This is a genomic window from Litorimonas cladophorae, from assembly GCF_014652455.1.
Taxonomy (GTDB): domain Bacteria; phylum Pseudomonadota; class Alphaproteobacteria; order Caulobacterales; family Maricaulaceae; genus Litorimonas; species Litorimonas cladophorae.
Genome location: NZ_BMYV01000002.1, coordinates 460,465 through 476,745, shown reverse-complemented (window position 1 = coordinate 476,745; position 16,281 = coordinate 460,465). Strand labels below are relative to the sequence as shown.

Sequence of the window (16,281 nt, the reverse complement as noted above, 5' to 3'; positions counted from 1 at the left end):
TATCCATACGCATTGGAAGCCTAAAGGGTTCCATGCCGATCAAAAATTATAATTTAGACCGCCAAGGCCAGACTCTATGACAAAAGAACCGCCAAACGATGCTGATGACCTCAAAAAGTCTGGAGACCATTTTACCGATAAGCCCCTAAAGGACAAGATCGGTAGTAATCTGAAGAGAATTTACGACGATGTCGTAAATGAAGCCGTCCCAGATGACTTCCTCGCGCTTCTCTCCAAAGTCGACACTCCAAACAAGTGAGGCGCCAATGCTTCAAGAAAGTCATAACATGACCGTATCTGGTACGACGCCATATGACCCGAATGACACAACGCCTTGGGAACCCTTGGACGAAGAATTATTTAGGGCCGAGCTGACTGCGCTTATTCCACATTTGCGCGCTTTTTCGCGTTCGCTTTGCGGAAACGCAACGCTCGCAGATGATGTGGCGCAAGATGCCATGCTAAAAGCTTGGAAAGCCAGAGAGCGGTTTAAGCCCGGGTCGAATTTGAAGGCTTGGACCTTCACGATCCTGCGCAATCAATTCTATTCAATTAAGAGGCGGTCATGGCGTGCGACTTCCTTAGATCAAGAAGTTGCGGAGCAAACCATTGTGGCGCAATCGGATCAAGAAAAGGTGGTAGAGTTAAACGAACTTCGACGCGGCCTAGACAGCCTAAAAGACGACCAGCGCGAGGCACTCGTTTTGGTTGGTGCGTCTGGACTTTCATATGAAGAGGCCGCTGAGATATGCGGCTGTGCGGTCGGCACCATCAAAAGTCGTGTGAGCCGCGCTCGAAAGGCGTTAGAAGTCATAATGGAAAACGCTGATTTTGACACGAAAGCCGATAATGTGAGTGCTGTCAGCGCCATGGATGAGATTTTGAACGAAGCCAACACGCTCGCAAACTCTTAACTTTTCACCCCTGCCTGGGAGCGGCTTATGTCAGACTTACGTACCCGCTTTGGGGCCGTTCTTGCGATAGCTTTACTGCCTATACTGATATTTTCATTCTTCATGGTCTTCAGCTACGGAAGCCCAAGTTATATTATCGTGTCGATCTTTGCTTGGGCCTTTGCCTATATGGCGATCTGGATTGCTACAGACAGGCTTGTTTTCTTACCTTTAAGAAAAATAAAGAAAGCGTCTGATCAATTCGCAAGTGGGAATTTGAAAGCACGTGTTGGAGACCTAGAAAACGCGCCCGACCGGATAAGCGAGCTAGGCGCTGCCTTCGACAGGATGGCGGATAACATCGTCGAGAGAGAAGAGCGTCTCGTCGACAATTTACGTGAGAAAGAAACAATGCTGCGCGAGATCCATCATCGCGTGAAAAATAATCTGCAGATCATCACCTCACTCCTAAACATGCAGGAGCGAAAGCTCAAAGACCCCTACAGTCTTGAACTACTCCGTCAAACGCGAGGTCGGATCAACGCCATCGCCCTGGTGCATCGTGGGCTCTACGAAGGCCACGATCTCGGTGTAATCAACATGCGCGTCTTCTTATCAAGATTATTGAGCGAACTGAAAACGGGTCTCGGTGTCGACCCCAATAAGGTTCAAGTAAAGATGGACATAGAGAAACTCTACTTTGAGCCTGATACCGCAATTCCAACAGCCTTGTTTATAGTAGAAGCCTTGACCAACTCCATTAAACACGGGCTGCAGGTAGAAGCTCACATCCTAATTGAACTCAAGAATGTGAATGGTCGTGTAAAACTGAGCATCGTCGACGACGGCCCTGGGGTCGAAAAAGGCACGAAGCAAAAGACCGGAAAAAAATTGATGAAGGGCTTTGCGCGACAGCTATCTGGCGTGTTTAGCGCAGAAAATACTGCAGAAGGCTACCGTGTTTCCTTAAGTTTTGATCGGCCCAAGAACACACGCAGTTTAACCCAAGACGCGCGGTAACACATTTTAGGATCAATTTAGTTTTTTTGAGGATTATGGAACCAAACTCCGGAAGGGACGTTGTTTAGGGAGAAAAGCATCACTTTTGGATGCGATAATCCACCAAGGAGACTAAACATGGCGACCAAAAAAACCGTTGTTGCAACAACTCAAGACATTCCATCCCAAATTGAAACGCTTCGTGCTGACATCGCGATGCTGTCCGAGACAATAAAGACACAAGCCAAAGCAACTGTTGCTGCGAAATCGGCCACCGCCAAGCAGATGACAGCCAAACAGGCTGAGGCGGCGAAAGAACGTTATTCTGAAATCAGCAGCCAAGCGGAAACATCTATCAAAGAAAATCCGTTTACATCTATCGCAATCGCGATTGGTGCCGGCATTGTGCTCGGTGCAATTACGCGTCGATAACAGCAGATGTTTAAGCTGGTATCCTATGCCTTACCTTTCATTCTGAATGCTCCCAGCAAGAAGTCAGCCAATCACTTTGCGCGGCTTCTTGCGGCCTATTTCACGATGTGTTTGGCTGTATTGATGATACTAACAGCGGTGATTATTTTGATCGCAACCACGTATAATGCTGTTGTTGCTTTTGCTGCGGTAGGCGGGGCCTTGCTGGCTTCGGCATCATTGTTCGTTTACATTATAAACTCGCCAAACCGGAAAAGGAAAAACTTGAGTGCAAGCACATCCGCTTCCACTGATCCCATTGGAAAGTTTTTACCCGAAGCCATTAAATCCCACCCGACAATACAAACGTTGCTATCGCAGATCGGAGAAAATCCAATCACAGCAGCAGCCGCGGCGGTAACGATTGGCGCATTGATTTCCAAAGAATTTTTTGAGGACTAGCCATGACAAATAATGAGAAAACACGTATTGATGAAGTTGACGCCAAGGGCGGAAAACGGGTCACGGGCATGACAACTGTGCTGGCTGTATCCATTGGCGCCGCGGTCCTAGCGATGCTTGCGGCCTTAGCGATTTTCGGGCTGTAACCAGAATATTAAAACCCTCCCTGCGCCAACTCCCAAACTGATACAAAAAGACCGTTTCGTAAAATTTCTCGAAACCGAACGCCTAATTCTGAACAACTGAGCTCTGCTCTAAGTTATTCAGAATTGGGCTTTTTTTTGTGTCCGAATAGTAACTGTTTGGGAACCTTCACGCGTCGCTAAGCGTAGTTCTTTTAGTTAATAGAGGAAAAAGAAAATGCTTAAGTTGCTCTTATCATCAATATGCGCCGTCCCTTGCATCTTGGCCCCAATTTTCTCACAGAGCGGCTTTGAATTTGGCGACTATGCCACCGCCAGCTTTGACGAAGCCTATGTAGAGCCAAATTTAAACCAGTTGGACAATTGCAAATCAGCTAATCTCGGCATCTTTTTCCACGAGAATTATCTCGAGAGTCACTCGGCCGAGCTTGTGCGTTTAAGCCTTGAAGCTGCGGAAACCTGCAACGATGTCGAATATATCATTCAGCCAATTTCCTCTGCGAAAGCTAACGCTCAAGATTTAGAAATGACTGCAGCGCGAACCCATGAACTATCTCAGACGCTGGAAGCGCTTCAAGTTAAGTCGACAGTGGCGGAACCAGTGAAATTGAAGAACGCTGACAACCTCTACTTAAACGGCCGGACAGCAATTCTGAAAATTGTGATTAAAGATGAGGCTAAGGCGTAATGACCTCATCAACCCCAAAGCCAATACGATATGTCGCGATACTCAGCGTCGTTCTCATCGCAATGTCGACCTTCGGCACCGTAGATGCGCAAGACCAGACGATCGTCGATGACACGACGTCAGAGACGCCTGACGCCCTATTGGAGGCGTTTCAAGTGCAACCCAATCTTTCAGGCGACGAGACCGCGATTTTCGCGGCACCCGAAACTGACGGCTCAATTCGCGACGATGATCAACCAAACTTGGAGTATTCAATTTTACCCAACCTAGATCTCAATCTAGGGCTCATTAAATCGGATACCGATCGTAACGATTACGAATTTCGCGAAGCTTGGGAACTTCCAGGCATTTATATGGAGCCTTTGGAGTCAGACCTGAAAGCTGAGATTTCCACGTCCTTTTAGTGTCATCAAGCAATGCTCAGAGGGTAAGTGAGCAAACCTTAAAGTTTCAAGATCGCTTCTACAGGGCGATGATCAGAATATATTGCATCGACGACACCGGCGTCTCTGCTAAAAAAATGGGGCGACATTAAAATGTGATCATAATCTTTTCTAGGCTTCCAACTGGGATAGGAGCGATCATGGGGGGTGGTTAGCACTTTCATATCCAGCGCTTGCGACAAACGCTCCAATGGGGCTGACATAGATCCGCAATTGAAATCCCCATTAATAATAAGTGGCGTGTCCAAGGGCGCGTTCTCAATCAAATAATCTACTTGCAACATCTGGTCCGCCACCCCCAGACTCATATGTACGTTCATTACGTGAAACGGTTTCGGGGCCTCAATCCTCGCGAGTATGGCGCCTCGTCCTTGGCGCTTACCGGGAAGTTTGAGATCTTGAACGTCAGACATAGGGTACTTTGAGAAGATTGCGTTACCATGACGAGAGACGTTACCAACGACCCTATTCTGCTGCGAGGAGGCCTCAATGTGTGACGACAGCTCTAATAATACATCGACCTGGCACTTAAAGTTTGACCTGCGTCCACCGAGATCAACCTCCTGGATACAAACCACATCATAATCGGAGATCAGTTCGGCTATGGATTCAAGCGTGCTGTTCTTATGAACTGAATGGAATAACTGCCGCCATCCTTGGGTCAGATATTCTTTATAAGCGCGGGTACCTATCGCAGCCTGAATATTATAAGTTAGACATCTGAGTTGCATAGTGTTTCTACGGCGGAAGGAACGGATTTGTTCCGATACATCTTTGCGATGGATATAGGGAGAAAATATGACTGAAATACCCTCCGCCCTACTCATTCATATTTTTCTGGTTTTTGCGCTTGGCACTCGCATTCTTTATCGCCGCATGGCTGTTAACTCGACGCTAGCTTGGCTGATGGTTGTTGCCGCCCTCCCCGTAGCCGGATTAGTGCTATACCTTCTATTCTGCGATCATCGTCTTGGACGGAAGCGGCTAAAATTAGGCGCAAGAATTCGCGAATATTATCAAAAGTCTTACGAAGTTCCAGAGCTTAAGGTCAGAAGCAAAAACATGCCTGCCGATACGTTTTTCAAGGACCTCTCGCAGGTCGTTACCCTTGAAACTGGCTTCCACGCCTCAATGGGCAATAAGGTACGGCTTTTTGATGAAGCGGGACATACGATTGCGGCCATAATTGAAGACATAAATTTGGCGCAGGATCACTGCTTTTTGGAATTTTATATTATCGAAGCAGAAGGGCGCGTCGAAAATGTTTTGGTGGCGCTGGAGAACGCCGCGAAGAGAGGTGTGGATTGCCGTATATTAGCCGATGATATTGGGAGCCGAGGTTTTCTGAAAAGCAAATGGCGACACCGTCTCGTCGCAGCAGGCGTCAAAGTAGAGCGCTCCCTCGCAGTAGGGGTTTTCAAATCTTTTTCTAAGCGCACAGACCTTCGTAACCACCGAAAACTGGTCATCATTGACCAAAGTGTCGGCTATATTGGAAGCTTCAACCTCGTTGACCCCATTGAATTCAAACAAGGCGCAGATGTTGGACAATGGGTGGATATTATGGCCCGCGTAGAGGGCCAGATCGTCTCCTCTATGTCGGTCGTCTTCAATACAGACTATATTTTTGACACCAGTGGAGGCGATTATACAAAATCGACGCTGCAACAATTTCCAGAAGTTTCTCAATCTCAAGCCTCAGGCAAGGATACCGTCTTGCAACTTATTCCATCGGGTCCTGAGATGCGAACAAGCTTAATTTATGAGGTTATTGTTGCGGCCCTGTTTGGCGCGCGCCAATCCATCTCAATCGTAACGCCCTATTTCGTACCTGACGAGACGATCGTTCTGGCTCTAACAAATGCGGCGCGCCGAGGTATCAAAATCACACTCATCATTCCGCAGCGGATCGATTCCATTATGGCCCGTCATGCGAGTGAAGCCGTATATGAAACATTGCTGAATGCTGGCATTTTGATTTACCGGTACCAAAGTGGAATGCTTCATACCAAAGCGATCTTAATTGATAAGAATGTTTCCTTTATCGGAACAGTGAACATGGACATGCGCAGCTTTTACCTAAATCTCGAGGTGACTTTGGCCGTTTACGACGCTCCTTTTGCAGAGCGATTAGATGCAACCATAGACAGATACATCGCTTACTCAGAGGTGCTAGACGAAGATAGATGGAATGAGAGATCACAAATCAAACGTTTGAAGGAAAACTGCCTGCGTCTGGCAGCGCCGCTTCTATAGGGAATTCGGAAACTTACGGGACTTCAATTCAGATACGTCTTTTGCCCATGGCTCAGAGGTCGAGAACTGACCGTCTTTCCAGAACACCTCTGTGACAATTATCCGCTCATCATCGACAACAATGTGATTGAAACTGGCGGGTTTCTCGCGCCGCCGTGTCGATAAGGTTCCAGCGCCAATAGACATGACTTCTGTCAGATTTGGCTGACGCTCCAAAACGAAAGGCACATGTACGTGACCGCTCAGAACCGCATCAATATTTTGCGCGCTTAGACTTGCAAGGGCTTCCTGTCCCCGTTGGGTTTCTTTCTGCAGGGGGGAGACGGGGGGATATATAAGTGGATGATGTACCGCAATCATTTTGACGGTTGCTGGCGAAGTGGACATCAATTGTTGAACGGCTGTGTCCAAGTCTTCCAGATCGACAACGCCGACAGACCAATCCGCCTTTTTCTGCCAGCCGCGCGCTGTATTCAGTGTTGTAATCGACACATACTGATCCGCGAAATACGGTTCACTTAGGGGTGCAATGATACGGTTAAATCGCCCAAAGGGGTCAAAGAACCTCTGAAACAAACCGAACATGGGGGTATCATGATTTCCCGGCGTAATGATTTTCGGTCCGGATAAACTTCGAATCCAATCTCTCGCCGCTTCAAACTCGCTTACTTTACCGTTCTGCGTAATATCTCCACAAATGACCGTAACGTCGGGCTTTAGCGTTTCGACTGTTGCGGCCAGCGCGGCCATTGCGGACTGATCCTCCAGGCCAAAATGAACATCGGCAAATTGAATGATAGAGGTCATCTTATGTACTTGGGGTGTCGTGAAGGTTTGGCGCCAAAACCTCAACGCCTTGCGAATCAAGGGCAAAGAGAATGGGACAGGAAACCGTATCCGTTTCGCCATCGAGCAAAATATCGAACTCGCCCTGACCTGATATTTCAACGTTGGCGGTGTGAGTGATCAACACGTCTGGACTTTCGCGCCAGTCACTCACCAGCGCGAAGGCACCAATTCCCAGCAATTCCCGCAGCGTCAATTGCGGCGCGGACGCCAGCTCAAAGCGTGTGGGGTCGGTCGCGCCTTTGGCCATGTATGGACAAGACACTTGAAGCACATTCGCTGTTCTGTCGAACACTGTTCCGTTTACGCAATATTCAAAACTGTCCCCATGGGTCACCGCAGTCATGACTTCGGTTATATGTTTCACGCCTTCAATGACGCCATCTTCACGTACGGTTTCCCGCGCTTCCGACATAACAATGGGGTCACCCAAGATAGCACCGCAAAAGAAAGCCCTGTCGTTCACGCGGCCCGCCGCCTGCCAACGGGTTGTTTTTTGATCTAAGGCCAGCTCAAGCGCGACGGCCCAGTCCGTTGTCCCATATAGGGCTTTTGGAAGTAGATTCATTGTCCCACCCGGCAAAGCCACAAGGGGAATATTAGCCTCTTGGGCGGCAATCGCGCCAGCTCTGCAAGTTCCATCTCCACCATAGATAACAAGCAGATCGGTCCCATCTTGTGCCACATCCGCTAGGCACCTCATCAGGTCTTCTGGTCCAACTTTATGGATTGCGGGCTTAGTGTAGCCTTTTGTTTCAAAAAGTGCCGCGGCGGGTACAGAAATATCTGTTGTTGACCCAGACCCCATGTTGATGATGAGCGCAGGTTTTCTAAACTGAAGAGGGGCGATAAGGCGTTTTGGGTCGGTGCTCATTTTATCGCTTTCGGCATTCTAGTTTACTTAAAAACTTAATGGTTCGCACATCAAAAATAATGCGGCGTACGTAGAATACTCTTTGACAGCACTTTAGTTTCACTCATGGGAGAAAAGATGCCAATTGAGCCGCCAAATAGCTAAAAACTTGCGGCTTCCAGTCGTTCGATCAACGTCTGGCAGTCGGCGACGTAAGAAATCAAGCCTCCTCACCCGGTTCAATTCGGCCGTCGCACCCAACGAGTTGGACACAAATTACCAAAACCTAAGTTGGCTTTGTATGCAATTTCAGTTGAAAACTAAAGTTTCGAAGGCGTGGAGAATATTACGTCTCTACATTATCGGGATCTAAGATCATTTTACTTGTTTTGTCGCTTTTCACACGCTTGCCCTCTGGCCAGTCGCCTGTGTTCATATAGATCAGCTCTTTGGCGATATCGGCGACATTGTCGCCCATGCGTTCAATGTTTTTTGCCATAAACATGACATGCATGCATCCAGAAATATTGCGCAGGTCTTCCATCATATAGGTCAACATTTCTCTAAAGAGCGCGTTGTGGGATGTATCTACACTTTGGTCCAAAGCACGGACTAATGTTGCGAGTTCAGTATCTCCTGTCCTGTAGGCCCGCATGATAGAACCGATCATATCTTGCACGATTTCACTCATGCGAATTAAAGTGTCAATCGGCCCTGTGTCCGCCTCTGCTTTTGTAATCGTGTTGGTGCGCTGCGCCATATTCCGCGTCAAATCACCAATCCGCTCCAAGTGCCCGGCACTTTTCAAGGTGATTACAACTTTGCGAAGATCACCGGCAAAGGGCTGACGCAAAGCGAGGATTTTGATAGCGAGGTCGTTAAGCTCCGCCTCCATTTTATTGAGCTGCCTATCCCCCTTCACGACTTGCTTTGCGAGGACACGATCTTCTTTACGCAAGGCACGCGTCGCGGCTTTTAGTTGCTCCGCAACCATCTCGCCCATCTCAAGGAACAAAGCCTCCAAACGGGACATGTCCTCATCGAAGGAGGTAACGATGTGATCATCACTCATGTGTTTATCCAATTCGGCCGGAGATATAATTTTGAGTACGTTCTTGGGCGGGGTTCGTGAAAATTGACTCAGTGGCACCACTCTCCACCAACTCGCCAAGATGGAAGAATGCTGTTTGTTGCGAGACGCGCGCGGCCTGCTGCATGGAATGTGTCACAATCACGATTGTATATTTCTCTTTCATCGAATCCATCAGATTTTCGATGATGGCTGTCGCGATCGGATCAAGGGCGGAACACGGCTCATCCATCAATATAATTTGTGGATCAACTGCAATGGCTCGCGCAATACAGAGTCGTTGCTGCTGCCCCCCAGACAAACTCGTTCCTGGTTCATTCAGTCTATCGGAAACCTCGTCATAGAGACCCGCGCGTCGCAGGGATGTTATGACGATGTCTTCGAGATGGTCTTTAGTTTCTGCCAACCCATGGATACGTGGCCCATAGGCGACGTTATCGAAGATCGATTTTGGAAAGGGGTTCGCTTTCTGAAAGACCATACCAATCCGCGAGCGGAGGGCGACGACATCGACTTTCGAACTGTATATGTCCTGACCGGCGAATTGAATATCGCCCGTAACACGGCAGGAATCGATGGTATCATTCATTCGATTGAAACATCGAAGAAAAGTAGATTTCCCACAGCCAGATGGACCAATGAGCGCCGTAATTTGGTTCTCAGGAATATCGAGGCTGACGTTTTTGATCGCCTGTTTCTTTCCATAAAACACATCAACTCCGCTGGCGGTCATGATGGGCGTGGAAGCATCTGTCTGCGCAGTTTTTTCTTCTGTCATGTTCTTTTCCATTACCAGCGTCGCTCTAAGCGTCGGCGGAGATACACAGCGAATAAATTCATTAAGATGAGAAAAACCAACAGCACAATGATAGCCGCTGATGTTAATTCAACAAACCCTTTTTCTGGACTATCCGCCCAAAGGAAAATTTGCACAGGCAAAGACGTTGCGACATCGGTCACACCTTTTGGAATATCCACAATAAAGGCCACCATACCGATCATCAGCAGAGGCGCTGTTTCGCCCAATGCGCGTGCCATGCCCAAGATTGTCCCCGTTAGCATCCCTGGCATTGCTAAGGGCACGACGTGGTGAAATGTGGTCTGCGTTTTACTTGCGCCTAAACCCATCGCGGCGTCTCGCGTGCTTTGCGGAATAGACCGCAAGATAGAACGCGACGCGATAATTATTGTCGGCAATGTCATCAGCGCCAGAACCATTCCGCCAACAAGCGGTGTTGAGCGCGGGAGGTTAAAGAAGTTCAAAAATACAGCGAGGCCCAAAAGTCCGAATACGATGGACGGAACGGCGGCAAGGTTGTTGATATTGACTTCAATTAAATTCGTCAGACGGTTCTTTTTCGCATATTCTTCAAGATAAACTGCCGTCAGAATGCCGAGGGGGAAGGCGATCAAAAAACAGACGAGAAGGCTAAAGAATGAGCCTAGCGCAGCACTCAAAATACCCGCCATTTCCGGTGCTCTGGAATCTCCACTGGTGAAGAATACACGATTGAATTTCTTCTTAACGCGTCCCTCGTCCTGCAACATATTGATCCAAGCAATATCTTGATCTTTGAGTCGTCGGATTGCCTCATCAGACTCGACGTCGACCTTACCTTTAACATAAAGATCAACCTCTGATGAAGCGGCTATCCATACCCGCTGGTTAGTCCCGATCATGTCGGGGTTTGCTGCCACGCGTTCCCCTAGATCGAAAGCGGCACCACCGCTGACAAGCTTGTAAAGATTGTTCCTATCCTTGCGTTCCGTGACGCCTGGAACAACTTTCTGGAGACCGGAAAGGATCAGAGGTTTGTAATTGCCTTGTTTCAAATCCATCTCGGCACGTGAGCCGTTGGGATCAATAACAGACTCCGTAAATTCAACATCTACAGCGATCATTGTCTTTTGGAAGGCACCGGTGCCGCGCGCAAAAATCGCCGCAAACATCAGCAGCATGAAGGAGATAGAAATTCCAATTGCAATACGACCATACCACTGGAAACGCGAATGGCGCGCATGACGTTTGGCCATCTGGGGCGAAGTTGTGAGAAGATAATCAGGCATATTTCTGCTTGTATTTATCGACAATTCTCAAGGCCACAATGTTCAGGCCCAAGGTAAGAACCAAAAGGAACAGAGCAATCGCAAAAGCCGCGAGCGTCTTAGCACTATCAAATTCCTGATCCCCCGTCAGCAAAGTCACAATCTGAACGGTCATGGTTGTAACCGCTTCGAATGGGTTTGCGGTCAGGTTCGCAGCAAGACCCGCGGCCATCACCACAATCATTGTTTCCCCAATTGCCCGAGAGACTGCGAGCAGGAGGCTGCCGATAATCCCTGGCGTTGCCGCAGGTAGTACAACCTTTGTGATCGTTTCAGTTTCAGTTGCCCCCATGCCGTAGGACGCATCACGCAGCGCTTGCGGCACAGCGTTAATAACGTCATCTGACAATGACGAAATAAAGGGTACGAGCATGATACCCATGACTAGGCCAGCCGCGAGCGCGCTCTCTGAAGAAATTTGGAACCCCGCGCCAGAGCCCATATTTCGAATGATTGGCGCGACGACGAGGGCGGCAAAAAAACCATAAACAACCGTCGGGATCCCCGCCAAAAGCTCCAACATCGGTTTGATGATATTGCGGGTTTTAGGCCGCGCAAATTCGGCGAGGTAAACCGCTGAGAGAATGCCTAATGGCGTGGCGACGCACATTGCAATGAAACTGATCAAAAGTGTACCCGACAGCAATGGCAGGACGCCGAACTTGCCGCTCGCGCCGACTTGATCGGAACGCATGGCTGTTTGCGGGCTCCACTCCAGTCCGAACAAAAAGTCCGTTAGAGGAATTCTCCCAAAGAAGCGATAAGCCTCGAACGCCAGGGAGGCGACGATACCAATCGTCGTAAAAATAGCCACGAAAGAGCATGCGATCAGGACACCCTGAATCACATATTCTTTTATTTGATTGCGGCGGTTTGGCCGCCGCAATGTAAAGTCGCGAGAGTTGGACATTAATTCAGGGAAAGTGTCTTTTGAGCGCGAACCTGAGACTGCCATTGCGCGTGCTCTTCCGCATTCATTGGGATCAGACCCTTCTCAGAAAGATATCCGTCCTGTCCGCTGGCACGTACGCTGGTGAACTCTGTGAGGTATTCTGCAATTCCGGGCACTGTTCCGATCATGTCTTTCTTAACGTAGAAATATAGCGAACGAGAGACAGGGTAAGATCCGTCTGAAATATTTTCGAAAGTTGGCAACGTATCGTCAATCACACTGCCTTGCACGCTGTCGCCATTTTGATCCAAAAAGCCGAACCCGAATATTCCGAGAGCATTCGGGTTTGCATTCAGCTTACGGACGATGAGGTTGTCGTTCTCACCCGCTTCAATGAACCCATCGTCCTCACGAAACGCGTGACAGATAGCTTTATAGGTATTTTTGTCTGTCTTTTTGAGAGCTTTGATCCAATCAAACGTTTGGCAACCGCCTTCCATAGCCAGTTCCACAAAGGCATCACGCGTGCCCGAAGTTGGAGGAGGGCCCATAATCTCAATCTTTGTGTCTTTCAAAGCTGGATTAATATCGCTCCAATTAATGTAATCATTCGGCTTTAAGCCACCTTTTCCATCTGGAACGTCTTTCGCGAGCGCAAGATAAAGCTCACGCAATGTCAATTCCATGCGATCGGATTTAGTCGAATTTGCGACAACGATCCCGTCATATCCAACTTTGACTTCCACGATGTCATTGATACCGTTTTCGGCGCAAAGCTCAACTTCGGAGGACTTAATGCGGCGAGACGCATTTGTGATATCTGGATAATTATCGCCCAGACCCGAACAGAAGAGTTTCAGTCCGCCACCAGAGCCCGTTGATTCGACGATCGGAGTCTTAAACGATGTGCTACGTCCAAAATTCTCAGCCACTGTTGTTGCAAAAGGATAAACAGTTGATGATCCAACAATTTTAATCTGATCACGTCCTGACGCAGAAGGCGCCGCCTCGACTTTGGCTACCGACGTTTCGGACGTATTATCCCCGCCATTCCCACATGCAGCGACCCCGAATGCGACGAAACCGCAGAGTAAAATTTTCTTAAACATTATGTTTTTCCTCGACTGAAAGTCTAAAAATCAAATGAAAGTCGACCAACGACACCATTGCCGCTTTTCGCGGAACCGTTTTCCGCGTCAACATTAAAGTAATTCAAAGCAAAGCGGGTTTGCTTTGTCGCCCACCAATCTGCCCCTAATACGATGGTATCAAGTTTTCCGAGATACGGCCCATCTTGCAGATCGATTGTGTCATAGCGCGCCACGAGCGCCAGCGCCCCCATGCCACCTTCACCAATCGGGTTATCGACTTTAGGGCGATCAAATTTACCCCCCTTATAAGCTTTTCGTCCACCGAACATAATTCCAGCTTCCATATATCCGCCGGAGAAGTCGGCATCGTCATTTGCGCCAGACCCATTAGCGCTCAGTAGCGCATATTCACCCGCTGCCCACATGTTCCCCTTGAGAACAGCGACTTCGGCACCGTAGAAATTATCACTGTCGGCGAAACGACCTGTGTTGACGATGCGGTCCGGTGCGACATGTGTATAAGGGCGTTGTCGATACCGAAGATCAGACTGGGAATCGCCTTGCTCGCGGTAACGCCACGATGCGCCAAGATGGACGAGTGTATCGTCGACTTTGATGGGGTTATAATAACCTCGACCCGCAAAGGCGTAGCCCTCATCAGGACCGCTTTCGGTTTCAACATTCGTACCAAATGCACCAACGTCAATACCGTAATTGCTGCCACTCACGTTAACTGAAACACCGACGCGGCGATTAAGCTCAAACGCGTCCGTAAATGCGCCCCGTTCAATTGTCGAAATGAAGCGTGAGGACGTTTCTTCTTCCAACGAATTATGCGTTTTAAAGTGGCCAACTTTTACTTTGAACTTACTATCCTTTGGCACGAATTGGACGTATCCGTCTGTCAGTTCTATGCCGCCACCAGTGGAATGGTTGAACTCGAACTTATATTTGACGCTAGAACCGTAGGTCCCGCTCGCAAAGAGACGGGCGCGACGAACTTCGCTATCGCGAATGCTGGAATCAGGCGTATCAAGGTCGGCAATAGTATAATCAAGCATCACGCGCCCCCCGACCTTAATCGTCGCATCTTGTGCAACTGCGACATTGGGTAAACTCACACACACCGCGAGTGTCGAAGCGCCAAGAATGGCTATCTTATTAAACGTCATCACTAACCTCTTATTCTGACGTAGGAGCTAAGAAGATTCATCCCTCCTCGGCTATGTTGGCGGTCCGATACCGAAGAAACATGACAGGAAGATATTAGTTATATGACAGTTCCATCTATTTTTTTTGACAGTTTTGTGACGACATAAGAACATGCGATCCTATCGGGTCAATCTATCCAAGGCTCAATAAAACCATGCTTGGTCGACCTACATAGGGTCTATTGATCATATGATTTGCTGCCGAGCTCGGCCACAGCCACCTTTTCAGATTAAAACAAAGTTTTGGCGAAGACTGTCTGAAGAAGATGGACCAAGCCCAGCGACGGCTTCAGTCTTGGCATCACGTCGCGCGCCCTAGATTCATCACCTCTAGCCTCCCCTTCGGCGTTGCGAAAATTGCTCTGGCTTCATCATTGTGGCCAGGGTGCTATAGGCTGTCGTTGCGCAATCCGTCACACAAATTCGGAGCTATTTAGGACGAGCATAAGCCGCTTTAGGAAAACTTAGGCTATTCAATAGCGCTTCCCATGAATTCAACAACTCAGAATGCTTCGCAAGCCATTTTCGCGCGGGGAAAAATCGTGTTTTACAAACAGAATAGGATACTCAATTCGTGAATAGGGAGGCCTTTAAAATCTGATGTTGAAGTTTGATATAATTCCTATCCGCTAGTTTAAACTTAACCAGGGCGACTGATCTCTTGGAGATGCAAAGCTGAATTCTTCGCTCTACGTAGAACATTGAAATTCCCCGTTTTAGTTTTCCGCAGGAGTTGCAACTGAATGGACGCAACGGTGTCCATAGTAACACCCTTGGAAATATCCAAATTATTATCGGCAAAATTTTGCCCCAGCTCTGGAGCCTCAAAACATTCGGAAATAGATTCCTCCAAAGCCTTTTGATCTAGCGGCGTGAAGTTGAAACCCTTTAGTCCCTCTCGCTCGGTCACGTCGATAAAGTCACCCATCATTGGATAGGCGGCCGGCGTGCCGTAGATTGCAGCCTGATGCAGGACGCCTGAGCTACCTGTTGTGCTATCATAATCGAAAATGGCCAGTTTGGCTTGCGTGAAGAATGAGGCCACATCCTCTTCCGCGACATAGCCATGAAACACAATATTTGCGTCGGCTTGGTGTTCAGTTGCCAAGGATTTTAAATACCCCGGCGTTGCGGGGTGATCGCTCCCACCGATCACCAACTTGATTTTCTGTGAAGCGGATAGCGAAGAGTTCAAATTCTGAATGGCGGCAATTGTACGCTCCAGACGTTTATATGTGCCAAACTTCCCCATCGTCACGATCGTTCGTTTCCGGTCTAAAAGCTTGGTTACTTGGATATCCGAGGCCATCGGAAAGGAACCGTGCGGGACCATAAATGCGTTTTTGGCTTTGTACTTGCGCTTTAGAATATCCCAGAAGCTATCCAATGTGACGGTCATAAAGCCCGACATCAACATCGTCTTGGTCACAAAGTAACTTGCTGCACCAACAAGCTTTTGACGCAATGGGCTTTTCGCGAGATTTGTTTTGCTTAGATCAACGGCTTCCACCAAATTATGCATGATGACGCCGGACGGCAGGCCGAATTTTTGTGAGATGGTTGGCGTGAGCAAACCAAGAGCGGCGGGAATTTCAATATCTCCAAAGGATGCTGTCTGAAGATTATACAAAGCGCCTTCTGCCTGAGATGATTTAAGCGCCCGTAATATATGGATACCTGCGAGCGGATCATTGAACCGCCATACACGCCTCACCTCAACTTTGGGCCCGAGGTCGAGTTCTGGCGTCTCGCCTTTATATTTATCCGCGATCACGATTATTTTCCGAACGTCTGGGCGCGCTGCGAACGCGTTGACCAGATGAAGTCCATACTCGTTCAAAGAGCCCGCACTTGGTGGAAAGGCGGTAACGATTGCAATGGTTTTCATAGGAGTTTC

18 protein-coding genes and 1 pseudogene are annotated in these 16,281 nt (G+C 48.4%); 9 read left to right on the top strand and 10 right to left on the bottom strand.

The genetic code is table 11. The annotated features are described in order from the left end of the window. Positions 1 to 76: 76 nt before the first annotated feature. The 8 genes from IE073_RS10070 (at position 77) to IE073_RS10035 (ending at position 4,000) form a co-directional block, all read left to right on the top strand. On the top strand, positions 77 to 259 hold the full coding sequence (locus tag IE073_RS10070) for a NepR family anti-sigma factor (protein ID WP_189585142.1): 183 nt from the start codon (positions 77 to 79) through the stop codon (positions 257 to 259). A gap of 28 nt (positions 260 to 287) precedes the next feature. Continuing rightward, positions 288 to 914, top strand: a complete 627-nt coding sequence (locus IE073_RS10065; protein WP_189585139.1) for a sigma-70 family RNA polymerase sigma factor — start codon at positions 288 to 290, stop codon at positions 912 to 914. Positions 915 to 941: 27 nt separating this feature from the next. Then, positions 942 to 1,913 carry a sensor histidine kinase gene (locus IE073_RS10060; RefSeq protein ID WP_189585136.1) on the top strand — a complete coding sequence of 324 codons (972 nt, stop codon included), beginning with the start codon at positions 942 to 944 and terminating at the stop codon, positions 1,911 to 1,913. Between the two features lie 117 nt (positions 1,914 to 2,030). Next, on the top strand, positions 2,031 to 2,324 hold the full coding sequence (locus tag IE073_RS10055; RefSeq protein ID WP_189585133.1) for an ElaB/YgaM/YqjD family protein: 294 nt from the start codon (positions 2,031 to 2,033) through the stop codon (positions 2,322 to 2,324). A 6-nt stretch (positions 2,325 to 2,330) separates the two neighbouring features. Continuing rightward, on the top strand, positions 2,331 to 2,765 hold the full coding sequence (locus tag IE073_RS10050) for a hypothetical protein (RefSeq protein ID WP_189585130.1): 435 nt from the start codon (positions 2,331 to 2,333) through the stop codon (positions 2,763 to 2,765). Between the two features lie 2 nt (positions 2,766 to 2,767). Continuing rightward, the gene (locus IE073_RS10045; protein WP_189585128.1) at positions 2,768 to 2,911 is read left to right on the top strand and encodes a hypothetical protein; all 144 of its coding nucleotides are present in this window, start codon (positions 2,768 to 2,770) and stop codon (positions 2,909 to 2,911) included. Positions 2,912 to 3,125: 214 nt separating this feature from the next. After that, positions 3,126 to 3,596 carry a hypothetical protein gene (locus IE073_RS10040; protein WP_189585125.1) on the top strand — a complete coding sequence of 157 codons (471 nt, stop codon included), beginning with the start codon at positions 3,126 to 3,128 and terminating at the stop codon, positions 3,594 to 3,596. Continuing rightward, a complete protein-coding gene (locus IE073_RS10035) occupies positions 3,596 to 4,000 on the top strand; it encodes a hypothetical protein (RefSeq protein ID WP_189585123.1) in 405 nt (134 codons plus the stop codon). The genes IE073_RS10040 and IE073_RS10035 overlap by 1 nt, the downstream gene beginning before the upstream one ends. Positions 4,001 to 4,038: 38 nt before the next feature. Here the strand turns inward: IE073_RS10035 and IE073_RS10030 are convergent, their stop codons facing one another. Further along, positions 4,039 to 4,770: an endonuclease/exonuclease/phosphatase family protein gene (locus tag IE073_RS10030; RefSeq protein WP_189585120.1), complete on the bottom strand. Its 732-nt coding sequence runs from the start codon at positions 4,768 to 4,770 to the stop codon at positions 4,039 to 4,041. A gap of 67 nt (positions 4,771 to 4,837) precedes the next feature. On the opposite strand from IE073_RS10030, the gene cls reads away from it, so the two are divergent. Then, positions 4,838 to 6,295, top strand: coding sequence for a cardiolipin synthase (gene cls / locus IE073_RS10025; RefSeq protein WP_189585117.1), 1,458 nt, complete (start codon positions 4,838 to 4,840; stop codon positions 6,293 to 6,295). Here cls and IE073_RS10020 read toward each other — a convergent pair. From IE073_RS10020 to IE073_RS09980, 9 genes and pseudogenes are all read right to left on the bottom strand, one after another. Further along, a complete protein-coding gene (locus IE073_RS10020; protein WP_189585114.1) occupies positions 6,290 to 7,102 on the bottom strand; it encodes a metallophosphoesterase family protein in 813 nt (270 codons plus the stop codon). The genes cls and IE073_RS10020 overlap by 6 nt on opposite strands. A 1-nt stretch (position 7,103) precedes the next feature. Continuing rightward, positions 7,104 to 8,015, bottom strand: coding sequence for a diacylglycerol/lipid kinase family protein (locus IE073_RS10015; RefSeq protein ID WP_189585111.1), 912 nt, complete (start codon positions 8,013 to 8,015; stop codon positions 7,104 to 7,106). Between the two features lie 325 nt (positions 8,016 to 8,340). After that, positions 8,341 to 9,066, bottom strand: coding sequence for a phosphate signaling complex protein PhoU (phoU, locus tag IE073_RS10010; RefSeq protein WP_189585108.1), 726 nt, complete (start codon positions 9,064 to 9,066; stop codon positions 8,341 to 8,343). Positions 9,067 to 9,070: 4 nt separating this feature from the next. Next, the gene (gene pstB / locus IE073_RS10005) at positions 9,071 to 9,862 is read right to left on the bottom strand and encodes a phosphate ABC transporter ATP-binding protein PstB (protein WP_233349994.1); all 792 of its coding nucleotides are present in this window, start codon (positions 9,860 to 9,862) and stop codon (positions 9,071 to 9,073) included. Between the two features lie 11 nt (positions 9,863 to 9,873). Then, positions 9,874 to 11,151: a phosphate ABC transporter permease PstA gene (gene pstA / locus IE073_RS10000; protein ID WP_189585100.1), complete on the bottom strand. Its 1,278-nt coding sequence runs from the start codon at positions 11,149 to 11,151 to the stop codon at positions 9,874 to 9,876. After that, positions 11,144 to 12,058: pseudogene (gene pstC, locus IE073_RS09995) on the bottom strand (phosphate ABC transporter permease subunit PstC); the annotation flags it as partial. The pseudogene pstC and the gene pstA, both read right to left, overlap by 8 nt. A 41-nt stretch (positions 12,059 to 12,099) precedes the next feature. Next, positions 12,100 to 13,191, bottom strand: a complete 1,092-nt coding sequence (locus IE073_RS09990) for a substrate-binding domain-containing protein (RefSeq protein WP_189585093.1) — start codon at positions 13,189 to 13,191, stop codon at positions 12,100 to 12,102. Between the two features lie 23 nt (positions 13,192 to 13,214). Continuing rightward, positions 13,215 to 14,345: an OprO/OprP family phosphate-selective porin gene (locus tag IE073_RS09985; protein WP_189585090.1), complete on the bottom strand. Its 1,131-nt coding sequence runs from the start codon at positions 14,343 to 14,345 to the stop codon at positions 13,215 to 13,217. 679 nt (positions 14,346 to 15,024) lie between these two features. Beyond that, entirely contained in the window at positions 15,025 to 16,272 is a 1,248-nt protein-coding gene (locus tag IE073_RS09980) for a glycosyltransferase (RefSeq protein ID WP_189585087.1), read from the bottom strand. Between the last annotated feature and the right edge of the window lie 9 nt (positions 16,273 to 16,281).

What these genes read in the sequence shown, in the direction of transcription:
- IE073_RS10050 (WP_189585130.1), top strand. Translation starts at nt 2,331, where the DNA reads ATGTTTAAGCTGGTATCCTATGCCTTACCTTTCATTCTGAATGCTCCC.
- IE073_RS10040 (WP_189585125.1), top strand. Translation starts at nt 3,126, where the DNA reads ATGCTTAAGTTGCTCTTATCATCAATATGCGCCGTCCCTTGCATCTTG.
- IE073_RS09990 (WP_189585093.1), bottom strand. Translation starts at nt 13,191, where the DNA reads ATGTTTAAGAAAATTTTACTCTGCGGTTTCGTCGCATTCGGGGTCGCT.
- IE073_RS10055 (WP_189585133.1), top strand. Translation starts at nt 2,031, where the DNA reads ATGGCGACCAAAAAAACCGTTGTTGCAACAACTCAAGACATTCCATCC.
- IE073_RS10035 (WP_189585123.1), top strand. Translation starts at nt 3,596, where the DNA reads ATGACCTCATCAACCCCAAAGCCAATACGATATGTCGCGATACTCAGC.
- IE073_RS10060 (WP_189585136.1), top strand. Translation starts at nt 942, where the DNA reads ATGTCAGACTTACGTACCCGCTTTGGGGCCGTTCTTGCGATAGCTTTA.
- IE073_RS10070 (WP_189585142.1), top strand. Translation starts at nt 77, where the DNA reads ATGACAAAAGAACCGCCAAACGATGCTGATGACCTCAAAAAGTCTGGA.
- IE073_RS09985 (WP_189585090.1), bottom strand. Translation starts at nt 14,345, where the DNA reads ATGACGTTTAATAAGATAGCCATTCTTGGCGCTTCGACACTCGCGGTG.
- IE073_RS10015 (WP_189585111.1), bottom strand. Translation starts at nt 8,015, where the DNA reads ATGAGCACCGACCCAAAACGCCTTATCGCCCCTCTTCAGTTTAGAAAA.
- IE073_RS10020 (WP_189585114.1), bottom strand. Translation starts at nt 7,102, where the DNA reads ATGACCTCTATCATTCAATTTGCCGATGTTCATTTTGGCCTGGAGGAT.
- cls (WP_189585117.1), top strand. Translation starts at nt 4,838, where the DNA reads ATGACTGAAATACCCTCCGCCCTACTCATTCATATTTTTCTGGTTTTT.
- IE073_RS10030 (WP_189585120.1), bottom strand. Translation starts at nt 4,770, where the DNA reads ATGCAACTCAGATGTCTAACTTATAATATTCAGGCTGCGATAGGTACC.
- IE073_RS09980 (WP_189585087.1), bottom strand. Translation starts at nt 16,272, where the DNA reads ATGAAAACCATTGCAATCGTTACCGCCTTTCCACCAAGTGCGGGCTCT.
- phoU (WP_189585108.1), bottom strand. Translation starts at nt 9,066, where the DNA reads ATGAGTGATGATCACATCGTTACCTCCTTCGATGAGGACATGTCCCGT.
- IE073_RS10065 (WP_189585139.1), top strand. Translation starts at nt 288, where the DNA reads ATGACCGTATCTGGTACGACGCCATATGACCCGAATGACACAACGCCT.
- IE073_RS10045 (WP_189585128.1), top strand. Translation starts at nt 2,768, where the DNA reads ATGACAAATAATGAGAAAACACGTATTGATGAAGTTGACGCCAAGGGC.
- pstA (WP_189585100.1), bottom strand. Translation starts at nt 11,151, where the DNA reads ATGCCTGATTATCTTCTCACAACTTCGCCCCAGATGGCCAAACGTCAT.
- pstB (WP_233349994.1), bottom strand. Translation starts at nt 9,862, where the DNA reads ATGACAGAAGAAAAAACTGCGCAGACAGATGCTTCCACGCCCATCATG.